This is a genomic window from Bifidobacterium sp. ESL0798 (assembly GCF_029395415.1).
In the GTDB taxonomy this organism is placed as follows: Bacteria; Actinomycetota; Actinomycetes; order Actinomycetales; family Bifidobacteriaceae; genus Bifidobacterium.
Genome location: NZ_CP113914.1, coordinates 1,444,852 through 1,463,865, shown reverse-complemented (window position 1 = coordinate 1,463,865; position 19,014 = coordinate 1,444,852). Strand labels below are relative to the sequence as shown.

Genomic DNA, 19,014 nt, shown 5'->3' with positions numbered 1-19,014 from the left:
GTCGTGGGGATATGTCGGTTCCGTTATTCATCATTATCGGCGGCAATATGCCATACAAAACGAATGATAGGGCGCGGGATTTCATATTGTCCGTGCCGTTATTGAATTCCTAGAAGCAGAGGTCAGCATGCAAGCCACAGTACGTATCGAACGTTACGCCGATCAGGGGCGTTGCGTCGCCCATATAGACGGACGGGTGGTTTTCGTGCGTTTCGCGTTGCCCGGCGAACTGGACACCATCGAACTCGACGAGCCGCACGAGCGCGATGACCGATTCTGGACCGGCGAGGTCATCGACGTCGTGGAGGCGTCCGACGACCGTGTCGAACCACTTTGGCCATTGGCAGGGCCTCTTGCGCAGGGCGGGGGAGTCGGCGGTGCCGATCTGATTCACGTCTCGCTGCCGGGCCAGCTCAAATGGAAATCCGCGGTGATCACCGATCAGATGAGGCGCATGGGCCATCTTGATATCGACGATGTGCCGGTCGCCCGAATGGACGGCGACAACGAGGAAAAAGGTCTGCACTGGCGCACCCGCATCGAACTGATCGCCGACGAGGAAGGTCGCGTATCAATGCGACGCCGGGCCTCGCATACCCGTGTGCGAATCGACACGATGCCGTTGGCCACGCGTGCGCTGTTGGCCGTCGCCCGCGAGCAGAAACTTTGGGACGAACGGTTCGAGCCCGGAGCCAAAATTCGCGTCGCGGTTCCTGAACCTCGAGATATCCATACGTCTCGGGTGCCGAACAAGGCGCTGCTCGAGGCCGTGGGCGATAATTTTGCCATCACCGTCAACGGGCACCTGCACGCAGGCTCCAAGCGTTTGAAGGAAGTCGTGGATGTGGACGGCAAGCGCTACAAGTACGGCGTGGAGGACGACGGGTTCTGGCAGGTGCACCGCATGGCCCCGCCCACGCTCGTCAAATATGTCATGAGACTGGTCAGTCAGGAGCTTTCCGGCGTGCAATCCGCCACGCTCTGGGACCTGTTCTCCGGCTCCGGCCTCTTCACGGTGCCGCTGGCCAAGACCTTCGGCCATACCGCAATGCTTTCGGTGGAAGGCGGTCGCATGGCCGTGCGTAATGCCGAGCGCAACCTGCATATCGCCAAGGACGCCAACGTCACCGCATTGCAGGGCGACGTCTCCCATTGCCTGCGTCGCGTGCCCGAAGAACTGGCGAACCCCAATATCGTCGTGCTCGACCCGCCTCGGGCCGGAGCCAAGGCCCAGGTCTGCCGTCAGCTGGCCCAAGCCGGAACGCACTCCATCGTCTATATCGCCTGTGACCCGACCAGTCTCGCACGCGATGCCGCCACGTTGACCACGCTGGGTTACGGCTTGAAATCGATCCAGGCATTCGATATCTATCCGATGACCCATCACGTCGAGACCGTGGCGCTGTTCGTGCGCAAAAGCGAATAAGGCGGGTGTTCGATGCGTCGGGGATTGTCAATGGTGCTGAGTGTCTGCATGACGTTGTCGTTCATGCCGGCGCTCGCATCCTGCACCCCAAAAAACGCTGCGGTCGGTGACACCACTTCAGCGGCTCGACATGTCAACCATGACAGCGTCGACAAATCCGACATCCTGATAGGTGTCATTGCCGCCGGTGACGAAGAACTTGACCGGACGGTGCTCCAAGCCTTCGAAAAAACCGGTATCAAAGCCGTTTACGCGCCGATTCCGGACGGGAGCACGACAGTCGATCCGGTCCAATCGTTCAAGGACATGACCAGGCGGCCGGTCACCGCTTTCGTCATCGATAGCCTCAGCATGCAAGGCGACCAGGCGAACAATTGGGTTGAGGCTCTGCAGATTGCACGCCATGCCGGCAGCCCGGTGATACTGGTCAATGCGGTGAATCTGCCGAAAGACACGAATTCCTATGCCGAATCGTTGCGGATAGTGCCCTCCGCGCAGGGCAAGGGCACGGTTCCGCTCGATCAGGCCGTACAAACCGCCATCAATGACAACCCGCATCCCAAGACCGTCAGCGTGACGTTACCGTAAATATGCCGCCAAGGCCCATCGCGAACGAAGCCGATACGATAAGGTGGCACAGCATATACTTGAAAACAGGGAATAGGCCGCACCAGTGTTTTCGGATGGCGGCAGGCGAGCAACGGGAATCGTATCAGCGACAGTGAGTACACGTACGGATGGACGTGACACGGGTAAGGGGCAAATCAATGAGTACTACCGGGATGTTCGGACACAGCGGCGGCCAGACCGCGGCCGGGACATCGACGAACGGGCGAGGCGGCGATAATGGGAACGCCGCTAATAACGGGAAAAGCAACGGAGGACAGCAGGGCGCTGCTACGGTTCATCTCCCAGAAATCGCAGAAACCGGCCTGACAAAAGCCGAAGTTGCCGAACAGGTCCAGCAGGGCAACACCAACAAGATCGATACCGAAAGCTCGCGTTCGCTGGGCCAGATCATCCGCGAGAACGTCTTTACCTTGTTCAACGCCATCATTTTCGTGGCCATGGTCTTGGTGCTCATAACCGGGCAATGGAAAGACGCCGTTTTCGGGCTGGTCATCATCATCAATTCCGGTATCGGCGTCTTCACCGAAATGCGGGCCAAGCACACGCTCGACAAGCTTTCGATCCTGGTCGCTTCGAAGTCGTTAGTGCGTCGTGATGGCCAGGACGTCGAAATCGAGCACCAGGATATCGTACTGGGTGATTTGCTGTGGCTGCGCAGCGGCGAGCAGGTGCCCGCGGATGCCACCATCGTGCACACATGGGGTCTGGAACTTGACGAATCCATGCTGACCGGCGAATCACGCACCGTCAAAAAAGGCGAAGGGTCCGAGGTCTATTCCGGTTCCAACGCGACATCGGGTATGGCGCTGGTTCGTGTCGACGCAGTAGGCGAGCAGGGGTACGCCGCCAAACTGACCGCCAAAGCCAAGGTCTACAAGAAAACCGTTTCCGATTTGAGCCGCGGTATCAACACCATTTTGAAGGTGATGACCGTCATCGTCATCCCGCTCTGCATTCTCTTGGTCGCCTCCCAGATTCGCACGGTGGGCGGCTGGCAAGTGGCCTTCTCGACCGGAGCATGGCGTTCGGCCATCGTCTCGGCTGTGGCAGGTGTGGTCGGCATGATTCCCGAGGGCCTGGTCTTGCTGACCTCCCTGAATTTCGCGATTGCCGCGATGCGTCTGGCGCGCCAGCACACCCTGGTCCAGGAACTGGAAAGCGTGGAGACACTGGCCCGCGTGGATGCGCTGAACCTTGACAAGACCGGTACCATCACCGACGGTGGCATCGTTTTCAACCAAGTGGTCATGCTCGGCTCTGCTGATGTCGTAGGATCTACAGCCGACGCCGATATTGTGGTGGATGCCCCGTCCGGCGAAAACGCCGTGCATGCCAGCGTGACCGTCGGCACCACCGATGACGAGAAAACCGCAGTGGTCCAGGCGCTCTACGACCTCTCCAATGAAGAGAATCCCAATGGCACAGGTGCAGCGGTGCTCAAGGCCTTGGGAGCCAAGGGAGTGCACGATGAGCCGGTCGATGCTCGGGTGCCGTTCTCGTCGGCCCGCAAATGGAGCGCCATCGTACGCGGCGGCGACGTCTGGTATATGGGCGCGCCGGAAATGCTGTTCAGCGGATTTGCCGGCGAACACACCTCGGCCAAAAACATGGTGGCCAAGTACGCCAACCAGGGGATGCGCGTGCTGTTGATTGCCCGTGCTTCGGGGGCTTGTGCCGATAGTCAGGCAGTGCATGATTTCAGTGACAATCCGCGTCTCATTTCCGTTTCACGGCCGGTTGCGCTGGTACTGTGCCAAGAACATATTCGTGACGACGCCGAGGAGACCTTGGCGTGGTTCCGCGATCAGGGCGTGCGTTGCCGCGTCATCTCCGGCGACAGCCCGGCCACCGTCGGTGCCATTGCCAAAAAGGTTCGCCTGACCGGCGATCGCGAGCCGGTGGCGATGGACGCCCGCGAACTGCCCCAAGACGTCAAGGAACTGTCTGCGGTCATGGAGAATGTCGACGTGCTCGGCCGCGTACTGCCCGAGCAGAAGAAGGCCATCGTCGACGCGTTGCACGAAGGCAAGCACGTCGTGGCGATGACCGGCGACGGCGTCAACGATGCGTTGGCCCTGAAAGAGGCTGATCTGGGCATCGCGATGGGCAACGCCGCACCCGCCACCAAGGCCGTGGCGCAGGTCGTGCTGGTCGATTCCAAGTTCTCCCACCTGCCTAGCGTCGTGGCCCGCGGCCGTCAGGTCATGGCCAACATGGAACGCGTCTCGTCGCTCTTCCTGGTCAAAACCGTCTATTCCGCGCTGATTTCTCTCGGCGTGGTCTGCACGTTCATTCCCTTCCCGTACCTGCCACGCCATATCACCTATATCGGTGCGCTGACCATCGGCATGCCGGCTTTCATCCTCGCGCTAGCGCCCAATACCCGCCGCTATATTCCAGGTTTTCTCGGACGTGTGGTGAGGTTCGCCTTGCCGGGTGGCATTGCGGTGGCGCTTTCCGTACTGCTGACCGCCTGGACACTGCCCGGCTTCATGGGCTGGAACGTGTCGAAACCCGGTGACCTGTTGAAGCTGCGTGACATCTGCGCCATCGTCGTCTTCGTGCTGGGCATTCTGGTGATGGCGCGCGTGGCCCAGCCTCTGAAATCCTGGCGTGGCATCCTGGTGGCTGCATTCGCAGCGGCCGGGCTGATCGGCATGTTCATTCCGATTGTCTCCAACTTCTTCGAACTTCAGTTCCCGACCGGTTGGACGTTGGTCGCCACGATCATCGTGCTTGTGCTCTCGATTGTCATCTTCGCAGGCATCCAGACGATTGCCGACCTGATTGGCCGCGTTTACTCGAATATCGCAAATCGCAAGAAGAACAAGAACAAGTAGTTTCGCACCTGTCACAGCCATTTTCTCACATCACGCAGGTCTGACGTCTTTGAAATCCAAGGATGGTTAGACCTGTTTTTTACCTTATTGATGATATTTAATCATTTACGATTGTCTCCTGGGTGAGGATTGGTCTCGGTTTTGTGGGTCTCACATAGTGAATTGGTAGCTTTCGTTGATTTTCCAAGCGTTTTATCTTGTAATTATCACGGAATCGACGTGGAAACGGTATTGTTAGCGTTTCCGACTTTCGATTGGCCGATAATGAATAAGGAAGATTATCAGAGATTCGGAGGGTTCCAATGTCATTGCGCGACGAGCAGCTGGATACATTGCAGGTCGGGGACAGGAAAGTTGATTATTATCGAATCTCCGATTTGCCCGGCATCGAGCACCTGCCGTATTCGTTGAAGGTCTTGGTCGAGAACCTGCTGCGCCGTATCGATGGGGTCAACATCACCGAGGATCAGGTCCGCGAGTTGCTCGGATGGGACCCGAACGCCGAACCCAGCCACGAGATCGAATTCGGGCCCTCGCGGGTATTGATGCAGGACTTCACCGGCGTGCCATGCATCGTCGACCTTGCCACCATGCGCGACGCCGTGGCAGACTTGGGCGGCGACCCCGAGGCCATCAACCCGCAGGTCGAGGCCGATATGGTCATCGACCACTCCGTGCAGATCGACAACTACGGGGTCGCCGATGCGGTCGAGCGCAACATGGACCGCGAGTATCAGCGCAACGGCGAACGCTATCGTTTCCTGCGCTGGGGCCAGCAGGCGTTCAGGAACTTCCGCGTGGTGCCGCCGGGCACCGGCATCATCCATCAGGTCAACATCGAATACCTCGCCAAAGTCGTCATGACCAAAACGGGGGAGCGCGGACGCGACCTCGCCTATCTCGATTCCTGCGTCGGCACCGATTCGCATACCACCATGGTCGGCGGCTTGGGCGTGCTCGGCTGGGGTGTCGGCGGTATCGAGGCCGAGGCGGCCATGCTCGGCCAGCCCATTTCCATGCTCGTCCCGCGTGTGGTCGGCTTCAAACTGACCGGCAGTATTCCCGAAGGTGTCACTGCCACCGACGTGGTGCTCACCATCACCCAGATGCTGCGCGAGCACGGCGTGGTTGGCAAGTTCGTGGAATTCTACGGCGACGGCGTCGCTTCCGTGCCGCTGGCCAATCGTGCCACCATCGGCAACATGAGCCCTGAGTTCGGCTCGACTTGCGGCATTTTCCCGATCGATCAGGTCACGCTGGACTATCTGCGCTTGACCGGTCGCAGCGACGGGCAGATTGCGCTGGTCGAAGCGTACGCCAAAGCCAATCGCCTCTGGGGAGACACGCGCAGCCCCGATTACGTCGAACCGGAATATTCAGAATACATGAAACTTGACCTTGGCACGGTTGTTCCCTCCATCGCCGGTCCCAAGCGCCCGCAGGACCGGATCAGGCTCGACAAGGCCAAGGAAACGTTCGAAAAGACGCTGCCGGATTACGAGACGCCGAAGACCAACAACGACCCGGTGCCGGTGAATACCGATTTCCGCGGGCGTTTCGAGATTACGAACGGTGACGTCGCCATCGCCTCCATCACCAGCTGTACCAACACCTCCAACCCATCGGTGATGATCGCCGCCGGACTGCTCGCTCGCGCCGCCCGCGCGCATGGCCTCAAACCCAAGCCGTGGGTCAAGACCTCGCTGGCCCCGGGCTCGCAGGTCGTGGCCGACTATTTGAGGAAAGCCGGTCTGCAGGAGGATCTGGACGCCTTGGGCTATCAGCTCGTCGGTTTCGGATGCACCACCTGCATCGGCAATTCCGGTCCGTTGCTGCCCGAGATTTCCAAGGCCGTCAATGACAACGACCTGACGGTGGTCTCAGTGCTCTCCGGCAACCGCAACTTCGAAGGGCGCATCAGCCCCGATGTCAAGATGAACTATCTGGCCTCGCCGCCGCTCGTGATCGCCTACGCCATCGCCGGCACGCTCGACTTCGACTTCGAGACGCAGCCGCTCGGCACCGACGCCGAAACCGGTCGAGATATTTTCCTACGCGATATCTGGCCGAGCAACGAGGAGATCGACAAGGTCGTCTCGACCGCCGTCAGCCGCGAGATGTTCGTACGCGACTACGCCGACGTGTTCGAAGGCGACGAACGCTGGAAGTCCCTCGATGTGCCGGAAGGCGAGCGGTTTGCATGGGATCCGAATTCCACGTATGTCCGCCGTCAGATCTTCTTCGACGGTATGAGTGCCAAACCGCAGCCGGTTCAGGACGTTCGCGGCGCTCGCGTCTTGGCGTTGCTCGGCGATTCGGTGACCACCGACCACATTTCGCCGGCCGGCGCGTTCCCTGCTTCAAGCCCTGCAGGCGAATACCTGCTGGAACACGACATTCAGCCCAAGGACTTCAACTCGTACGGTTCGCGTCGTGGCAACCACGAGGTCATGGTGCGTGGCACGTTTGGCAACATCCGTTTGCGGAACCTTCTGCTCGCCTCGGTGGGCGAGGAAGTGCGTCCTGGCGGGTTTACCTACGATTTCGTTACTGGCAAGCCTTCGACGATTTTCGATGCTTCACTCGATTATCGCAAGTCCGGCACCCCGCTGGTCGTGTTGGCAGGTTCCGAATATGGCACCGGTTCCTCACGCGACTGGGCGGCCAAAGGCACGCTCATGCTCGGCGTCAGGGTCGTCATCGCCCGCAGCTTCGAGCGCATCCACCGCTCCAACCTGATTGGCATGGGTGTGCTGCCCCTGCAGTTCCCTGAAGGTCAATCGGCGGCAACGCTGGGTCTTGACGGTACGGAAACCTATGATTTCCAAGGTATCGAGGCGCTTAACAACGGCACCATCCCCAAGACCGTTCACGTCGTTGCCACCAAGCCGGCATCCGAGGGTAAGCCTGCAAGCGTCACCGAGTTCGACGCGGCTGTCCGTATCGACACCCCCGGTGAGGCCGAATACTACCGCAACGGCGGCATCCTCCAGTACGTCCTGCGCCGGTTGATGGAGTAAAAGCTGGATCCCAACGATAACCGTGATTGGAAACACGCGATAGATAACAAGAGATAACAAAATTGGGGACGGCAGATAATTTCTGTCATCCCCAATTGAATATGTATATGCGGGCTTACTGGGCTAATCGACGTTTAATTGTCGCTGTCGCCGAAGATTTGCAGCAGATAGAGGAACATGTTGATGAAGTCGAGATAGAGGTTCAACGCGCAGATGATCGAGACACGTTCCAGCATCACCGTGTCGCCGTGCTGCTCGGCCACATCGAACATGGCACGCGTCTGCTGGGCGTCGTACATCGTCAACCCGGCGAAGATGATCAGGCCAATCGCGCCGGTAACCATCAGTGTGGTGTGTGTCGGGGCGACGAACATCAGGATGACCTCGCCGACGAGCAGTACCAAGAGCGCGACCATCAGAATCGGGCCGGCCTTGAGCATGTCCTTCTTGGTCGTCAGTGAGAGCATCGTAAGCACGAAGAAGAACGCGACGCACAGTCCCAGCGCGATGCCGATGGACGGCAGGCTATAGGTGTAGAAAATAGTGGCGAGCGTGAACCCGGTCAGTGCCGCATACAGGTAGAACATCGCGCGTGCGGTGCCGACCCTCATCTTGTCGATGCGCCAGCCCAGCACGATGGCGATGGCCACCTGCACGACGGCAAGACCGATCCAGCCGATCATACCCGTGGCCATCAGGAAGCCCTCGAGTGCGCCGGTCATCTGTGTCAACACGGCGACCACCGCGGTCAAGAGCAGGCCCAGCGTCATCTCGCCGTAGGCCTTGGTGGTGGAGACGTGGCGTGCGCGTTCGAAGGAATAGGCGGTCTGCCCGTTCATCGTCATCGTCGGGGCCGCCGTCCCGGCACCCGCACCGGCATAGGCCGGCTGCCTGTACTGCGGTTGCGCGTAAGGCTGGCCATACTGCATGTTCTGGCCCTGGCCGTAAGGCTGCCCCTGAGGCTGACCATATTGGTTGTATGATTGCTGTCCGTAATTCTGCCCATACGCATTTGGTTGCCCGTAAGGTTGTTGCGCGTTGTTGTTTTCAGGCCTGTTCCCGAAAGCCATGCCTGCTCCTTTTGTCGATTTTCATTGACACTTGTTGGTTATGGTTACCAGTCTATCGGTGGTTACTGGCAATTGGCTGAGTGTGAACAACGAGAAATGCGGGAATAAAATTCGCCGGTTCCTCGATAAAAGGAAACCGGCGAAGCCACTGCCTAAAAATAGATTTTGGTGTCGTCACTGTTTCGGATTGAACGTCTGCGAGGTCGGGGCCTCTTCCTGCTGCGGAGCGCCGTTGATGTCACGGTGGATGTTCTGCATCTGCGTCTCGATGTTCTGCAGGCTGCGCGCGCAGTCGAGCAGCGTCTGGGAATGCTCGCTCAGCTTCGCGTCGGGCAGGTCGGACTTGTAGCGCAACGCGTGTTCCAGACTCGCCCAATAATCCATGGCGATGGTGCGGAACTGCACCTCGACCGGCGTGTAATGCTCGCCGTTGGAAAGGAACACCGGCACCGCATAGATGACGTGCAGGCTGCGGTACCCGTTCTGCTTCGGGTTCTTGATGTAATCCTTGACGCGCAACACCTGAATGTCGGATTGGCTGGAAAGGTAGTTGGCCACCGAATAGACGTCATCGCGGTAGTTGCAGATCACGCGGATGCCGGCCACGTCGAAGAGGTTGTCTCGAATCGACTTCGTGCACATCGGCAGCTCGCGGCGCTTGAGCTTGCCGAGAATCGAGTTGACGGACTTCAGCCTGCGCTCCATATGGTGGATGGGGTCATGAGCGAAATGGACATGGAACTCGCTGTCAAGCACCTCGAGCTTGGTGCTGATCTCGTACATCGCGCCTTCGTAGACCTGCATCATATCGATGAATTCGGTGATTTCATTTGCCGGAAACAGCTGTGAACCCGCGGTGTCTGTACCGTTTTGGGCTACCTTTTCGAGCCGGGCCTGAATCTCGGTGGTGTTGATACGTTCGTGTCGATCTAATATCACGCTTTCTCATCTTACCGAGAGCCGTCTATCTAAGCTGGATATTAGCTGATGGTCCTATGCAAAAATCGTAGGTGAGACCGGTCGATAGAATCACCAATATCGGGTTCGTCCGCGGTTGAAAGGAAAGATGAAGACATGGAAACGAAGAGCAACGTGACCCGTGTCGTCTCCGTTATCGGTCCTACCGCTTCGGGCAAGACCGGTTTGGGCATTGCCTTGGCACAACGGTTTGCACAAACCGGCCAGCGTGCGGAAATCGTCAATGCGGACGCCTATCAGATGTACCGACTGATGGATATCGGCACCGCCAAGGCGACTGCGCAGGAACAGGCCGCCGTCGCCCATCATCTGCTCGACATCATTGACCCCGGCGAGACGATGACGGTGGCCAGGTTCCAGAAACTGGCTCGTAACCAAATCGCCGAGCTGCAAGGCAGGGGAGTGCGCCCGATTCTGGTCGGTGGTTCCGGGCTGTACGCCCGCGCGGCCATCGACGACATTTCGTTTCCCGGCACCGACCCCGAGGTGAGGGCCCGGCTTGAACAACGGGAGAAGGCTGAAGGCGCCGGAACGTTGTATAACGAATTGAAACGCGAGGATCCCGAAGCCGCCGAGCGTATGGACCCACACAACGCCCGTCGTACCATTAGGGCGCTGGAGGTCATCGAGATTACGGGACGACCTTATTCCGCAAGCCTTCCGCGATACCGTTATGTCATTGGTTCCGTCCAGATCGGCCTCGATCTGCCGCGCGAGGAGCTTGACCGGCGCATCGACATCCGCACCGAACAGATGCGTGAACAGGGTTTCGTGGACGAAGTGCGTCGCATCCGTCCGCTTCTCGGCGTCACCGCTTCGCGAGCCCTGGGCTATTCCCAGATCGAGGCGTATCTGGACGGCAGGATGAGCGAGGATGAGGCGTTCGCCGACATCGCGCAGAAAACGAAACGTCTGGCCCGCAAACAGATGGGTTGGTTCGGCCGCGACCCGCGGATTCACTGGCTTGATGCACTCGACGATGACCTGGCGGGCAAGGCCTTCGATATCGTCGCCCGTGCCGATGCCGGCGAATATGACGTCGCCGATGCCCATGCCGATGAGCGCCATGTCACGCACCACTTGGGCGATGTCGCCCAATAGGCCAAAGTTCAGTGTGCCGGGCCTTGGTCCCACCCGGAAATCAGGAAGATGCGGGTCGGATTGGCCAGTCGGATGATCGAGGTGAACATGCGCTCGAGTTCTGAGATGTCATGTTCGAACAGCGCGAGATCGGTCGCCTTGCGGTATTCAAACGTGAGCGAGCCCCAGTCCAGATCCCAGCCGATGGCATGGGTGAGTTCAGAGGCGAACATGCGCAGCACCATGCCGTTGCCGTAGGCGAAGGGATGCAGGGCGTTGAGCTCGTCATAGACACCCGCCAGAGCACGGATGAAACCGGCACGGTCAAGCCCGGAGAAATAATCCTGCTCGCCCAGCTGGGAAACGATATTGGCCGCCCCGGTCTCGATGAGTGAAGCCGGGAAATACGGGTTGATTCGTTGACGGTTTTCATGCGTTCGTGAGCCTTCGGTCGCGTCGGGTCTCTTCGTTGCGATTTTTGTGTCATCGCCGATACCGTTGCCGCTGTCGCTGCGCAACTGGCCGGCGTTGTTCATTGCCCCGACGAAAAGCCCACGATGGATGGTTTTGAGTTCGCCAAGCCCGCCGATGGCCGGCCATCCATAATCGATAAGTCGGACGGAACGGGCGAAAATCCGGTCATCACGCAATTCTGATTCATCGTGGTCCCTGTGTCGTGTGGTTCGTTCAGGTGTCTCGACAAAATTCGAAAGGTCAATGGTTCCGCGTTGATAACCGTTCGCAGCGGCTACCATCGCTTCGCTGGGCGCGATAGCCGAAAGTTCGCAGTTTTTATACGAGAACGCAACGGCGCTTGCACGTTCCGCGGGAGTCATGACCATGTCTCCATCCTAGGGCCATGGGTGAAACTGCGTTTTGTTTGCCGTTGCAAGACGGTGCCGATGGTGTTGACGGTGAAGACGTTCGGAGGCGTTACAAATATCGTTGAGAAAAGGTTACAGGATTATTCCGTCTTCATTTGAAAGGGTTGGGCAGGTTGGCGGTCCAACGCGCCCTAGGGGACGGGCTTGAAGTAGAATCGCTGTTGTTATGGCACGTAAGACACAGACGAATGGCAAAAGCGCAAAGACCCGTCGCAGTAAGGCGAACGGGTCTTCTTCGGATAAGAATATAGAGGCGACGAAGGTCATGCCGCCTGCTGACGCATCGTTCTTGGTGCGCCATTCGACTTTGTGCCGTATCGCCGGGTTCTTCGCTTTGGTGATCCTCGCCATCATGTTCTGCGCCTCGGAATGGTTCCACGTCAACGGGTTCCTGGGCCATTGGCTGCATATGGTCGCCGCGGGCCTGTTCGGGGTAATGAGCGTGCTGCTTCCCGTGTTTCTGCTGGTCGTGGCCTATCAGGTGCTGCTGGATCCTGCCAGGCACAAGCGCAATCTGCGTCTGATTATCGGATGCGCGTTGCTGTTCTGGTCGATTTGCTCCATGATCGATGCCATCGTCGCCTCGCCGTCGCGCGATTTCAATATGGACGTGCTGCGTGGTGCCGGCGGTCTGCTTGGTTTCATCTTGGGATCGCCCTTGGCGTGGGGGCTTTCCAGCGTTTTCGCCGTGATCATCTTTGTGGTGGTGGCGGTGTTCTCGATTCTTCTTATCGTCAAGCTTGACATCACCAAGATTCCTGAGCGTGTGCATGAATGGTCGCAAAACCGCAAAAGCGGTGATGGTGATGAAGACGAAGAAACCGTGCCGCAGCGCAGGTGCGGACGCGCAAGGCGGGCAGTTCCCGAACGAGGTGCGTGTGGGCGACGAAACCTTGCAGTTGGCCTCCGGCGTACCGGCCCACGATGGCAGCGAACAGGAAAACGAAAACCAAGAGCCCCGGCAGTCCCGCAAGCGCGGTATCGGTGCGTTCCTCTCCCGTATTTTCGGTCATGACGGCAATGATGGAGGCGATGCCGCGAAACTCGAACGTTATGCCGGTGATGAGGCCTTCGACCGTGCCGCCGACCTCAACGGTCAGAACGATGAGACACGTATCATCGAGGGACGTCGTCAGCCGATGGTCGATCCGGTCACCGGCGAGCTGCAGGGTGTCGCCGATGGTGTAGGCCAGTCTTCCGCTATTACGGCGAATACAGGCGGATTCGGCAGTGTTGAAGCCGTTAACGTCGCAAATCCGGGTGTCGCGGCAAACGCTCAGTCGGGAGCTCTCGGCGTTCCGAACGCAGCCAGCGGATCTGGACCATATGGCACCGTTGCGGATTCGGAGGCTTCTGCCGTGGGGCAGGCAAACGATCCGTGGGCTGTAGTCGGCAAGGACGGCAGCGCCACCGAAGCCGTCATCCCCGAAGTCAAGGGAATCGCAGGGGGAGCGGCCAATCTGCCCGCTTCCGTCGCCAACCACAACGGTGATGATGCCGCCGCCAGACATGCGGCCGAGAACGCCGAAGACGAGGAAGACAACAGGCCCTATCATCTTCCCAACCTCGATATCCTGGTGAAGGGCAAACCGCATCTGGCCCGAACGCAGGCCAATGACAACGTCATCAAGGCGTTGAGTGCCACCTTCCAGCAGTTCCATGTCGACGCCAAGGTCATCGGATTTCTGCGTGGGCCGTCGGTGACGCAATACGAGGTCGAGCTTGGCCCGGGCGTCAAGGTCGAGAAGGTCACCAACCTGCAGCGCAACATCGCCTACGCCGTGGCTTCCACCGACGTGCGCATCCTCTCGCCGATTCCCGGAAAGTCCGCCATCGGTATCGAGATACCGAACATCGACCGCGAGATCGTGCATCTGGGAGATGTGCTGCGCAGCGACAAGGCCATGAACGACCCGAATCCGATGCTCGCCGGCGTGGGCAAGGACGTTGAGGGGCATATCGTCACTGCCGACTTGACGAAGATGCCGCACCTTCTGGTCGCCGGCGCCACCGGTTCCGGCAAATCAAGCTTCATCAACTCCATGCTCACCTCGATCATCATGCGTGCCACCCCCGAGCAGGTGCGCCTGATCATGGTCGACCCCAAGCGCGTCGAACTTTCGGCCTACGCCGGCATCCCGCACCTGTTGACCCCGATCATCACCGACCCGAAGAAAGCCGCGCAGGCGCTGGAATGGGTGGTCAAGGAGATGGACGCCCGATACGACGACCTGCAGTTCTTCGGCTTCCGACACATCAAGGACTTCAACAAGGCGGTGCTCGCCGGCAAAGTCCATGCCCCGCTCGGCTCCAAGCGCAAGGTGGCTCCGTACCCCTACATCCTTGTGGTCGTCGACGAGATGGCCGATCTGATGATGCTGGCCAAGAACGACGTCGAAAGCTCCATCCAGCGCATCACGCAGCTCGCGCGTGCCGCAGGCGTGCATCTCGTGCTCGCCACCCAGCGTCCGTCCGTTGACGTCATCACTGGTCTGATCAAGGCCAACATCCCCTCGCGCCTGGCCTTCGCCACCTCTTCGGCTACCGATTCGCGCGTCATCCTCGACGCCACCGGAGCCGAGTCCCTGATTGGTCAGGGCGACGCCCTGTTCCTGCCGATGGGCTCGGCCAAGCCGATTCGTGTGCAAGGTTCCTGGGTCGGCGAGTCCGAGATTCGAAAGGCCGTCGAGTTCGTCCGCACCCAGCGCAAGCCGCACTATCGTCAGGACATCGAAGAGATGGCTAAGAAGGCCGAAGAAAACGAGATGCACCCCGATGAGGAGATCGGTGACGATATGGATACGTTGCTCGAGGCGGCGAAGCTGGTGGTCACCACGCAGTTCGGCTCCACCTCGATGCTCCAGCGCAAGCTGCGTATCGGTTTTGCCAAGGCAGGCCGCATGATGGATCTGCTTGAATCGCGTGGTGTCGTCGGTCCTTCGGAAGGGTCGAAGGCCCGCGAGGTTCTGGTCCAACCGCAGGACCTGACCCAGGTCCTCGACTTCATCCAAGGCAAGAGTGGCGCGGTTGCGCCGTCGACTCCCGACGGCAACGCACATGCCGCATAAATGGGCTTCGGTATCGCCGCCGCGCTACAGTATTGGGTATGCAACAACGAGATGGGAAACAATCGCTTCTGGATGGGTGGAACAGCCCGCCGAATCTGGTGACCTACACGCGCATCGTGCTGGTCCTGATATTTCTATGGGCCGACATAGCCGCCGGTGCCTGGGGGCAGCACAATCCATGGCTGCGTTTCGCGGCGGCCGTGCTCTTCGCCGTGGCCGCATCGACCGACAAGCTCGACGGCTGGATGGCCAGGACATACAACCAGGTCACTGAATTGGGCAAGCTGATGGATCCTATAGCCGACAAGCTGCTGATTTGCTCGGCGCTGGTCGTCGCTTCGGTCTTCGGCGAAGTGCCGTGGTGGGTCACGGCGCTGTTCCTCATCCGCGAGATCGGCATCACCGTCATGCGTTTCTTCGTCATCGACACCGGCGGCAAGGTCATCGCGGCGGACAAGGCCGGCAAATACAAGACCCTTACCCAGTGCGTCGGCCTGGCACTGCTCCTGACGCCGGTGTGGGCGCTTTCCTCGAGCATCTCCAATCCGGGGCTGGTCGCTTTTGCCGGAGGTGTTCCAACGTTTTCGCATGTTGGCGCGGGGGTTCCCGTTTGGTGGTCCTGCTATTACACCGTCACCGACCTGCTCATCTTCATTGCGCTGATACTTTGCCTTTATTCCGGTTATATTTATGTCCGCAATGTGGTGCGGGCTCGAAAACCAAGTAAGAACTTGTAAATCTGCCCCAAACCAATCACTTACCGAACGGTAAGCGGGTTTGGGGCGTTTTTATAGGTTTCGGGAATATCGGATATTCTTAAGGTCTATGAACCGCTTGATCAGGAGGCAATATGCTTGAGTATGCGGAAACGCCGGACGGCACCTCGCGCGCCATCAAGGATTTCGAGGGTATGGTTTCAAAGGGAACTGAGGCCCGAATCCAGCCGCGCTGCGACGAATTGGCTGCGCGGATTCTCGACGGTGCCAAGGTCGCCGGCTGGAAGATCGCCGCGGCCGAATCATTGACCGGTGGGCTGTTGGCCGATGCTTTCGTGCGTATTCCCGGGGCTTCCGACGTTTTTCTAGGCTCTGCTGTGACTTACGACATCAATGCCAAGGCGAGCGTGCTCGGGGTGGACGGCGATTTGTTGGCTCAGGAGGGTGCCGTTCATTCCGAAGTGGCACGGCAGATGGCATTGCGTACGTCCCGGCTCTATCGCCAGCCCCAGTATGGTGACAGGGTCCTTGGTCTGGCGACCACCGGTGTGGCGGGTCCCGGCCCGGATGGCGACAAACCTGCCGGACTCGTCTATATCGCTGTCAGTGTCCCTGCAGGCATCGGTGCCGATACCCGCCAGACAGTGGCTGCGAGGTTGCTGCTCTCCGGCTCCAGAGAGGAAGTCCGGCACTTGACGGTACTGAATGCATTGCAGCTTGTGACGCAGCTCACAACGCTCACAGAGGAATAAACCTCCTTCTTAACTGTTGATGAAAGTGAAAGCAAGATCAACACAAGATAAAGAGGGGTGGCGTAATGGAAACGATGACTCGACCACAGGAGCAGATGGCAATGAACACGCTTGCAACAGAGACCACGCGCCCAAGCAGTGCGCGCAACAGGGATTTGACCCCTGCGCAAAAGCGTGCAGTGGCTTTTGCGCAACAACAGGTTTTGAAGGCCCGTGCCGCCAAGAAGGCGAAGGACGAACGCCAGGCGGTGCTCAACAGGATGTGGCAGGAAGAGGATGCCGAACAGTCCAAGCCCAGAGCGGCCGCGCGTAAGCGCGACTCCGAGGGGGAGGATCGCGATATCTCGTTGCGCGAGGCCATTGGCCATGTGCTGCGGGACTTGCGTACCCGCGACCACAAGACGCTGCGTGAGGTCAGCGAAAAGGCCGGTGTTTCGCTCGGGTATCTTTCCGAGGTCGAACGCGGGCAGAAAGAGGCCAGTTCCGAATTGCTGGCGTCCATCGCCGAATCGCTCGGTCTGAGCACCTCGCAGATGCTGCGGATGGTGGCGGATTACCTCGATTGCACAGAGGCGTGATTCCGGTTCATAACGCCTGAATAAAGAGCTCATCGGATTGTGTCTGATGGGCTCTTTGTCGTTGCGGGCGTTTCTTGTATACGGGCAAAGGCGTGGGTCTTGTTCTGCCGTGATTCGGATCCACAATGGCGAACTTTACGCAGGCTTATGCAATTGATTGCCGCGGTATTGCTTTATGGCGACAGTTTTGTGGACTGACCTTGCGGATGGATTCGCATTCACGCACGCTGATAGACTGGTCGGCGTGAAAGAACGTGAATTTTGGCAGTTGCTGGAAGAAGTGCTTGGCCGTACATACGGGCGTTCGTTGGCACGTGACCAGGTATTGACGGCGCTTGACGACATGACCGTCATCGAGGCGCTTGCAGACGGCGTCGAGCCGCGTGTCGTGTGGAACGTGCTGTGCGACCAGCTGCAGATTCCGGATTCTGCGCGTTGGGGCAAGAATCACAACGCGCCGCCGCTTCCGTCGAAATAGATTTCGTCGGGTTGGGCACGTCAGGCGCGTCCGTTCGAACAAATGTTCGTATGTTGTTCTATGATTATTTTGAAAGCAGGAACAAATAAACGGGGTAGGAGGCTTGAAAGCCCGAAAAACCACGGCGTGTCGAAAAGGCAAGCATTCGACCACATAACCCCGTTGAGCTTGCATAAATAGCGGATTGCTCCGTACTCTGGTAGTGCAGGAGCGAACGTAAAGGAGAACGATGGCACAGCAATCAAAAACCGCTAAGGGCGGCAAAGCCAAGAACGCCGCGCCCCAGGCCAACGGCGAGCACGGCATCGACCCACGCAAGCAGGCGGCGCTCGATACCGCGCTGAAACAAGTCGAAAAAGATTTCGGCAAAGGTTCCGCGATGCGCCTTGGCGACAAGCCCGTGCAGAACGTCGAAGTCATCCCTACAGGTTCCCTGGCTCTTGATATGGCGCTGGGGATCGGAGGTCTGCCGCGTGGCAGGATTGTAGAGATTTACGGTCCGGAATCGTCCGGCAAGACCACGCTGGCGTTGCATGCAGTGGCCAATGCGCAGAAAGCCGGTGGCGTGGCGGCCTATATCGATGCGGAACATGCGCTCGATCCGGTTTACGCCAAGAAGCTCGGTGTCGATACGGATCAATTGATCATTTCCCAGCCCGATAACGGCGAGCAGGCTCTTGAGATCGCGGATATGCTGGTGCGCAGCGGTGCGCTGGATGTCGTGGTCATCGATTCGGTCGCGGCTTTGGTGCCCAAGGCCGAAATCGAAGGTGAGATGGGCGACAGCCATGTCGGTCTGCAGGCCCGTTTGATGAGCCAGGCGTTGCGTAAAATGACCGGTGCGTTGGCGCAGTCCAATACCACCGCCATTTTCATCAACCAGTTGCGTGAGAAAATCGGTGTCTTCTTCGGCAGCCCGGAAACGACTACCGGTGGCAAGGCGCTGAAATTCTATGCCTCGGTGCGTCTCGACATCCGTCGAATCCAGACGTTGAAGAACGGTGACGAGGCGGTTGGCAACCGCACCAAGGTCAAGGTCGTCAAAAACAAGATGGCTCCGCCCTTCAAGTTCGCCGAGTTCGACATCCTCTACGGGGAGGGCATCTCCCGTGAGGGTTCCGTGCTTGATATGGCAATCCAATGCGATGTCGTCAAGAAGTCTGGCTCCTGGTTCACTTATGAGGGCGACCAGCTGGGGCAGGGGCGCGAGAACGTTCGCCAGTTCCTCAAAGACAATCCGGCGCTGACCGACGAGATCGAGCGCAAGGTGAAGATCAAATACGGTCTGATTCCTGACGATTCAAAACCGGATGATGACGGAGACGGGAAAGATGCCGACTCACAGCAGGATTCCGGTTCGTCTCGTGCCGATGCCGGCGCAGGCGCGTCTGAAGTTGGCGGAGCCTCCTCTACACCCGATTCGGCTCCGAAAGCCTGATTAATCGGAGCGGACTCCATGATCAGCGTCGAGGAATTTTTGCAAGGTCGCCATTT

The 19,014-nt window shown here is 58.9% G+C and carries 13 protein-coding genes and 1 pseudogene; 11 read left to right on the top strand and 3 right to left on the bottom strand.

Features of this window, described 5'->3' with window-relative positions; translation table 11 throughout:
• Positions 1 to 127: 127 nt before the first annotated feature.
• The 4 genes from OZX74_RS06130 (at position 128) to acnA (ending at position 7,916) form a co-directional block, all read left to right on the top strand.
• Positions 128 to 1,426 (top strand): TRAM domain-containing protein, encoded by a 1,299-nt coding sequence (locus tag OZX74_RS06130; RefSeq protein ID WP_277156084.1) that lies wholly within the window; start codon positions 128 to 130, stop codon positions 1,424 to 1,426.
• 12 nt (positions 1,427 to 1,438) lie between these two features.
• A complete protein-coding gene (locus tag OZX74_RS06125; protein WP_277156083.1) occupies positions 1,439 to 2,014 on the top strand; it encodes a hypothetical protein in 576 nt (191 codons plus the stop codon).
• 179 nt (positions 2,015 to 2,193) lie between these two features.
• Positions 2,194 to 4,896 (top strand): HAD-IC family P-type ATPase, encoded by a 2,703-nt coding sequence (locus OZX74_RS06120; RefSeq protein ID WP_277156082.1) that lies wholly within the window; start codon positions 2,194 to 2,196, stop codon positions 4,894 to 4,896.
• A 302-nt stretch (positions 4,897 to 5,198) separates the two neighbouring features.
• Positions 5,199 to 7,916, top strand: coding sequence for an aconitate hydratase AcnA (gene acnA, locus OZX74_RS06115; RefSeq protein ID WP_277156081.1), 2,718 nt, complete (start codon positions 5,199 to 5,201; stop codon positions 7,914 to 7,916).
• Between the two features lie 134 nt (positions 7,917 to 8,050).
• Here the strand turns inward: acnA and OZX74_RS06110 are convergent, their stop codons facing one another.
• Positions 8,051 to 8,845, bottom strand: coding sequence for a Bax inhibitor-1/YccA family protein (locus OZX74_RS06110; RefSeq protein WP_277157435.1), 795 nt, complete (start codon positions 8,843 to 8,845; stop codon positions 8,051 to 8,053).
• A 315-nt stretch (positions 8,846 to 9,160) separates the two neighbouring features.
• Positions 9,161 to 9,925, bottom strand: coding sequence for a GTP pyrophosphokinase family protein (locus tag OZX74_RS06105; RefSeq protein WP_277156080.1), 765 nt, complete (start codon positions 9,923 to 9,925; stop codon positions 9,161 to 9,163).
• A gap of 135 nt (positions 9,926 to 10,060) precedes the next feature.
• Between OZX74_RS06105 and miaA the strand changes: the two genes are divergently transcribed.
• The gene (gene miaA / locus OZX74_RS06100; RefSeq protein WP_277156079.1) at positions 10,061 to 11,065 is read left to right on the top strand and encodes a tRNA (adenosine(37)-N6)-dimethylallyltransferase MiaA; all 1,005 of its coding nucleotides are present in this window, start codon (positions 10,061 to 10,063) and stop codon (positions 11,063 to 11,065) included.
• Between the two features lie 8 nt (positions 11,066 to 11,073).
• Here miaA and OZX74_RS06095 read toward each other — a convergent pair whose 3' ends face one another.
• The gene (locus OZX74_RS06095) at positions 11,074 to 11,886 is read right to left on the bottom strand and encodes a Fic family protein (protein WP_277156078.1); all 813 of its coding nucleotides are present in this window, start codon (positions 11,884 to 11,886) and stop codon (positions 11,074 to 11,076) included.
• A 208-nt stretch (positions 11,887 to 12,094) separates the two neighbouring features.
• Here OZX74_RS06095 and OZX74_RS06090 point away from each other — a divergent pair.
• The 6 genes and pseudogenes from OZX74_RS06090 (at position 12,095) to recA (ending at position 18,958) form a co-directional block, all read left to right on the top strand.
• Positions 12,095 to 14,996: pseudogene (locus OZX74_RS06090) on the top strand (DNA translocase FtsK).
• 38 nt (positions 14,997 to 15,034) lie between these two features.
• The gene (gene pgsA, locus OZX74_RS06085; RefSeq protein WP_277156077.1) at positions 15,035 to 15,733 is read left to right on the top strand and encodes a CDP-diacylglycerol--glycerol-3-phosphate 3-phosphatidyltransferase; all 699 of its coding nucleotides are present in this window, start codon (positions 15,035 to 15,037) and stop codon (positions 15,731 to 15,733) included.
• 173 nt (positions 15,734 to 15,906) lie between these two features.
• A complete protein-coding gene (locus OZX74_RS06080) occupies positions 15,907 to 16,464 on the top strand; it encodes a CinA family protein (protein WP_277157434.1) in 558 nt (185 codons plus the stop codon).
• 65 nt (positions 16,465 to 16,529) lie between these two features.
• Positions 16,530 to 17,042 carry a helix-turn-helix transcriptional regulator gene (locus OZX74_RS06075; RefSeq protein ID WP_277156076.1) on the top strand — a complete coding sequence of 171 codons (513 nt, stop codon included), beginning with the start codon at positions 16,530 to 16,532 and terminating at the stop codon, positions 17,040 to 17,042.
• A gap of 244 nt (positions 17,043 to 17,286) precedes the next feature.
• Entirely contained in the window at positions 17,287 to 17,520 is a 234-nt protein-coding gene (locus OZX74_RS06070) for a DUF3046 domain-containing protein (RefSeq protein ID WP_277156075.1), read from the top strand.
• Positions 17,521 to 17,749: 229 nt separating this feature from the next.
• A complete protein-coding gene (recA, locus tag OZX74_RS06065; RefSeq protein WP_277156074.1) occupies positions 17,750 to 18,958 on the top strand; it encodes a recombinase RecA in 1,209 nt (402 codons plus the stop codon).
• Positions 18,959 to 19,014 lie beyond the last annotated feature (56 nt).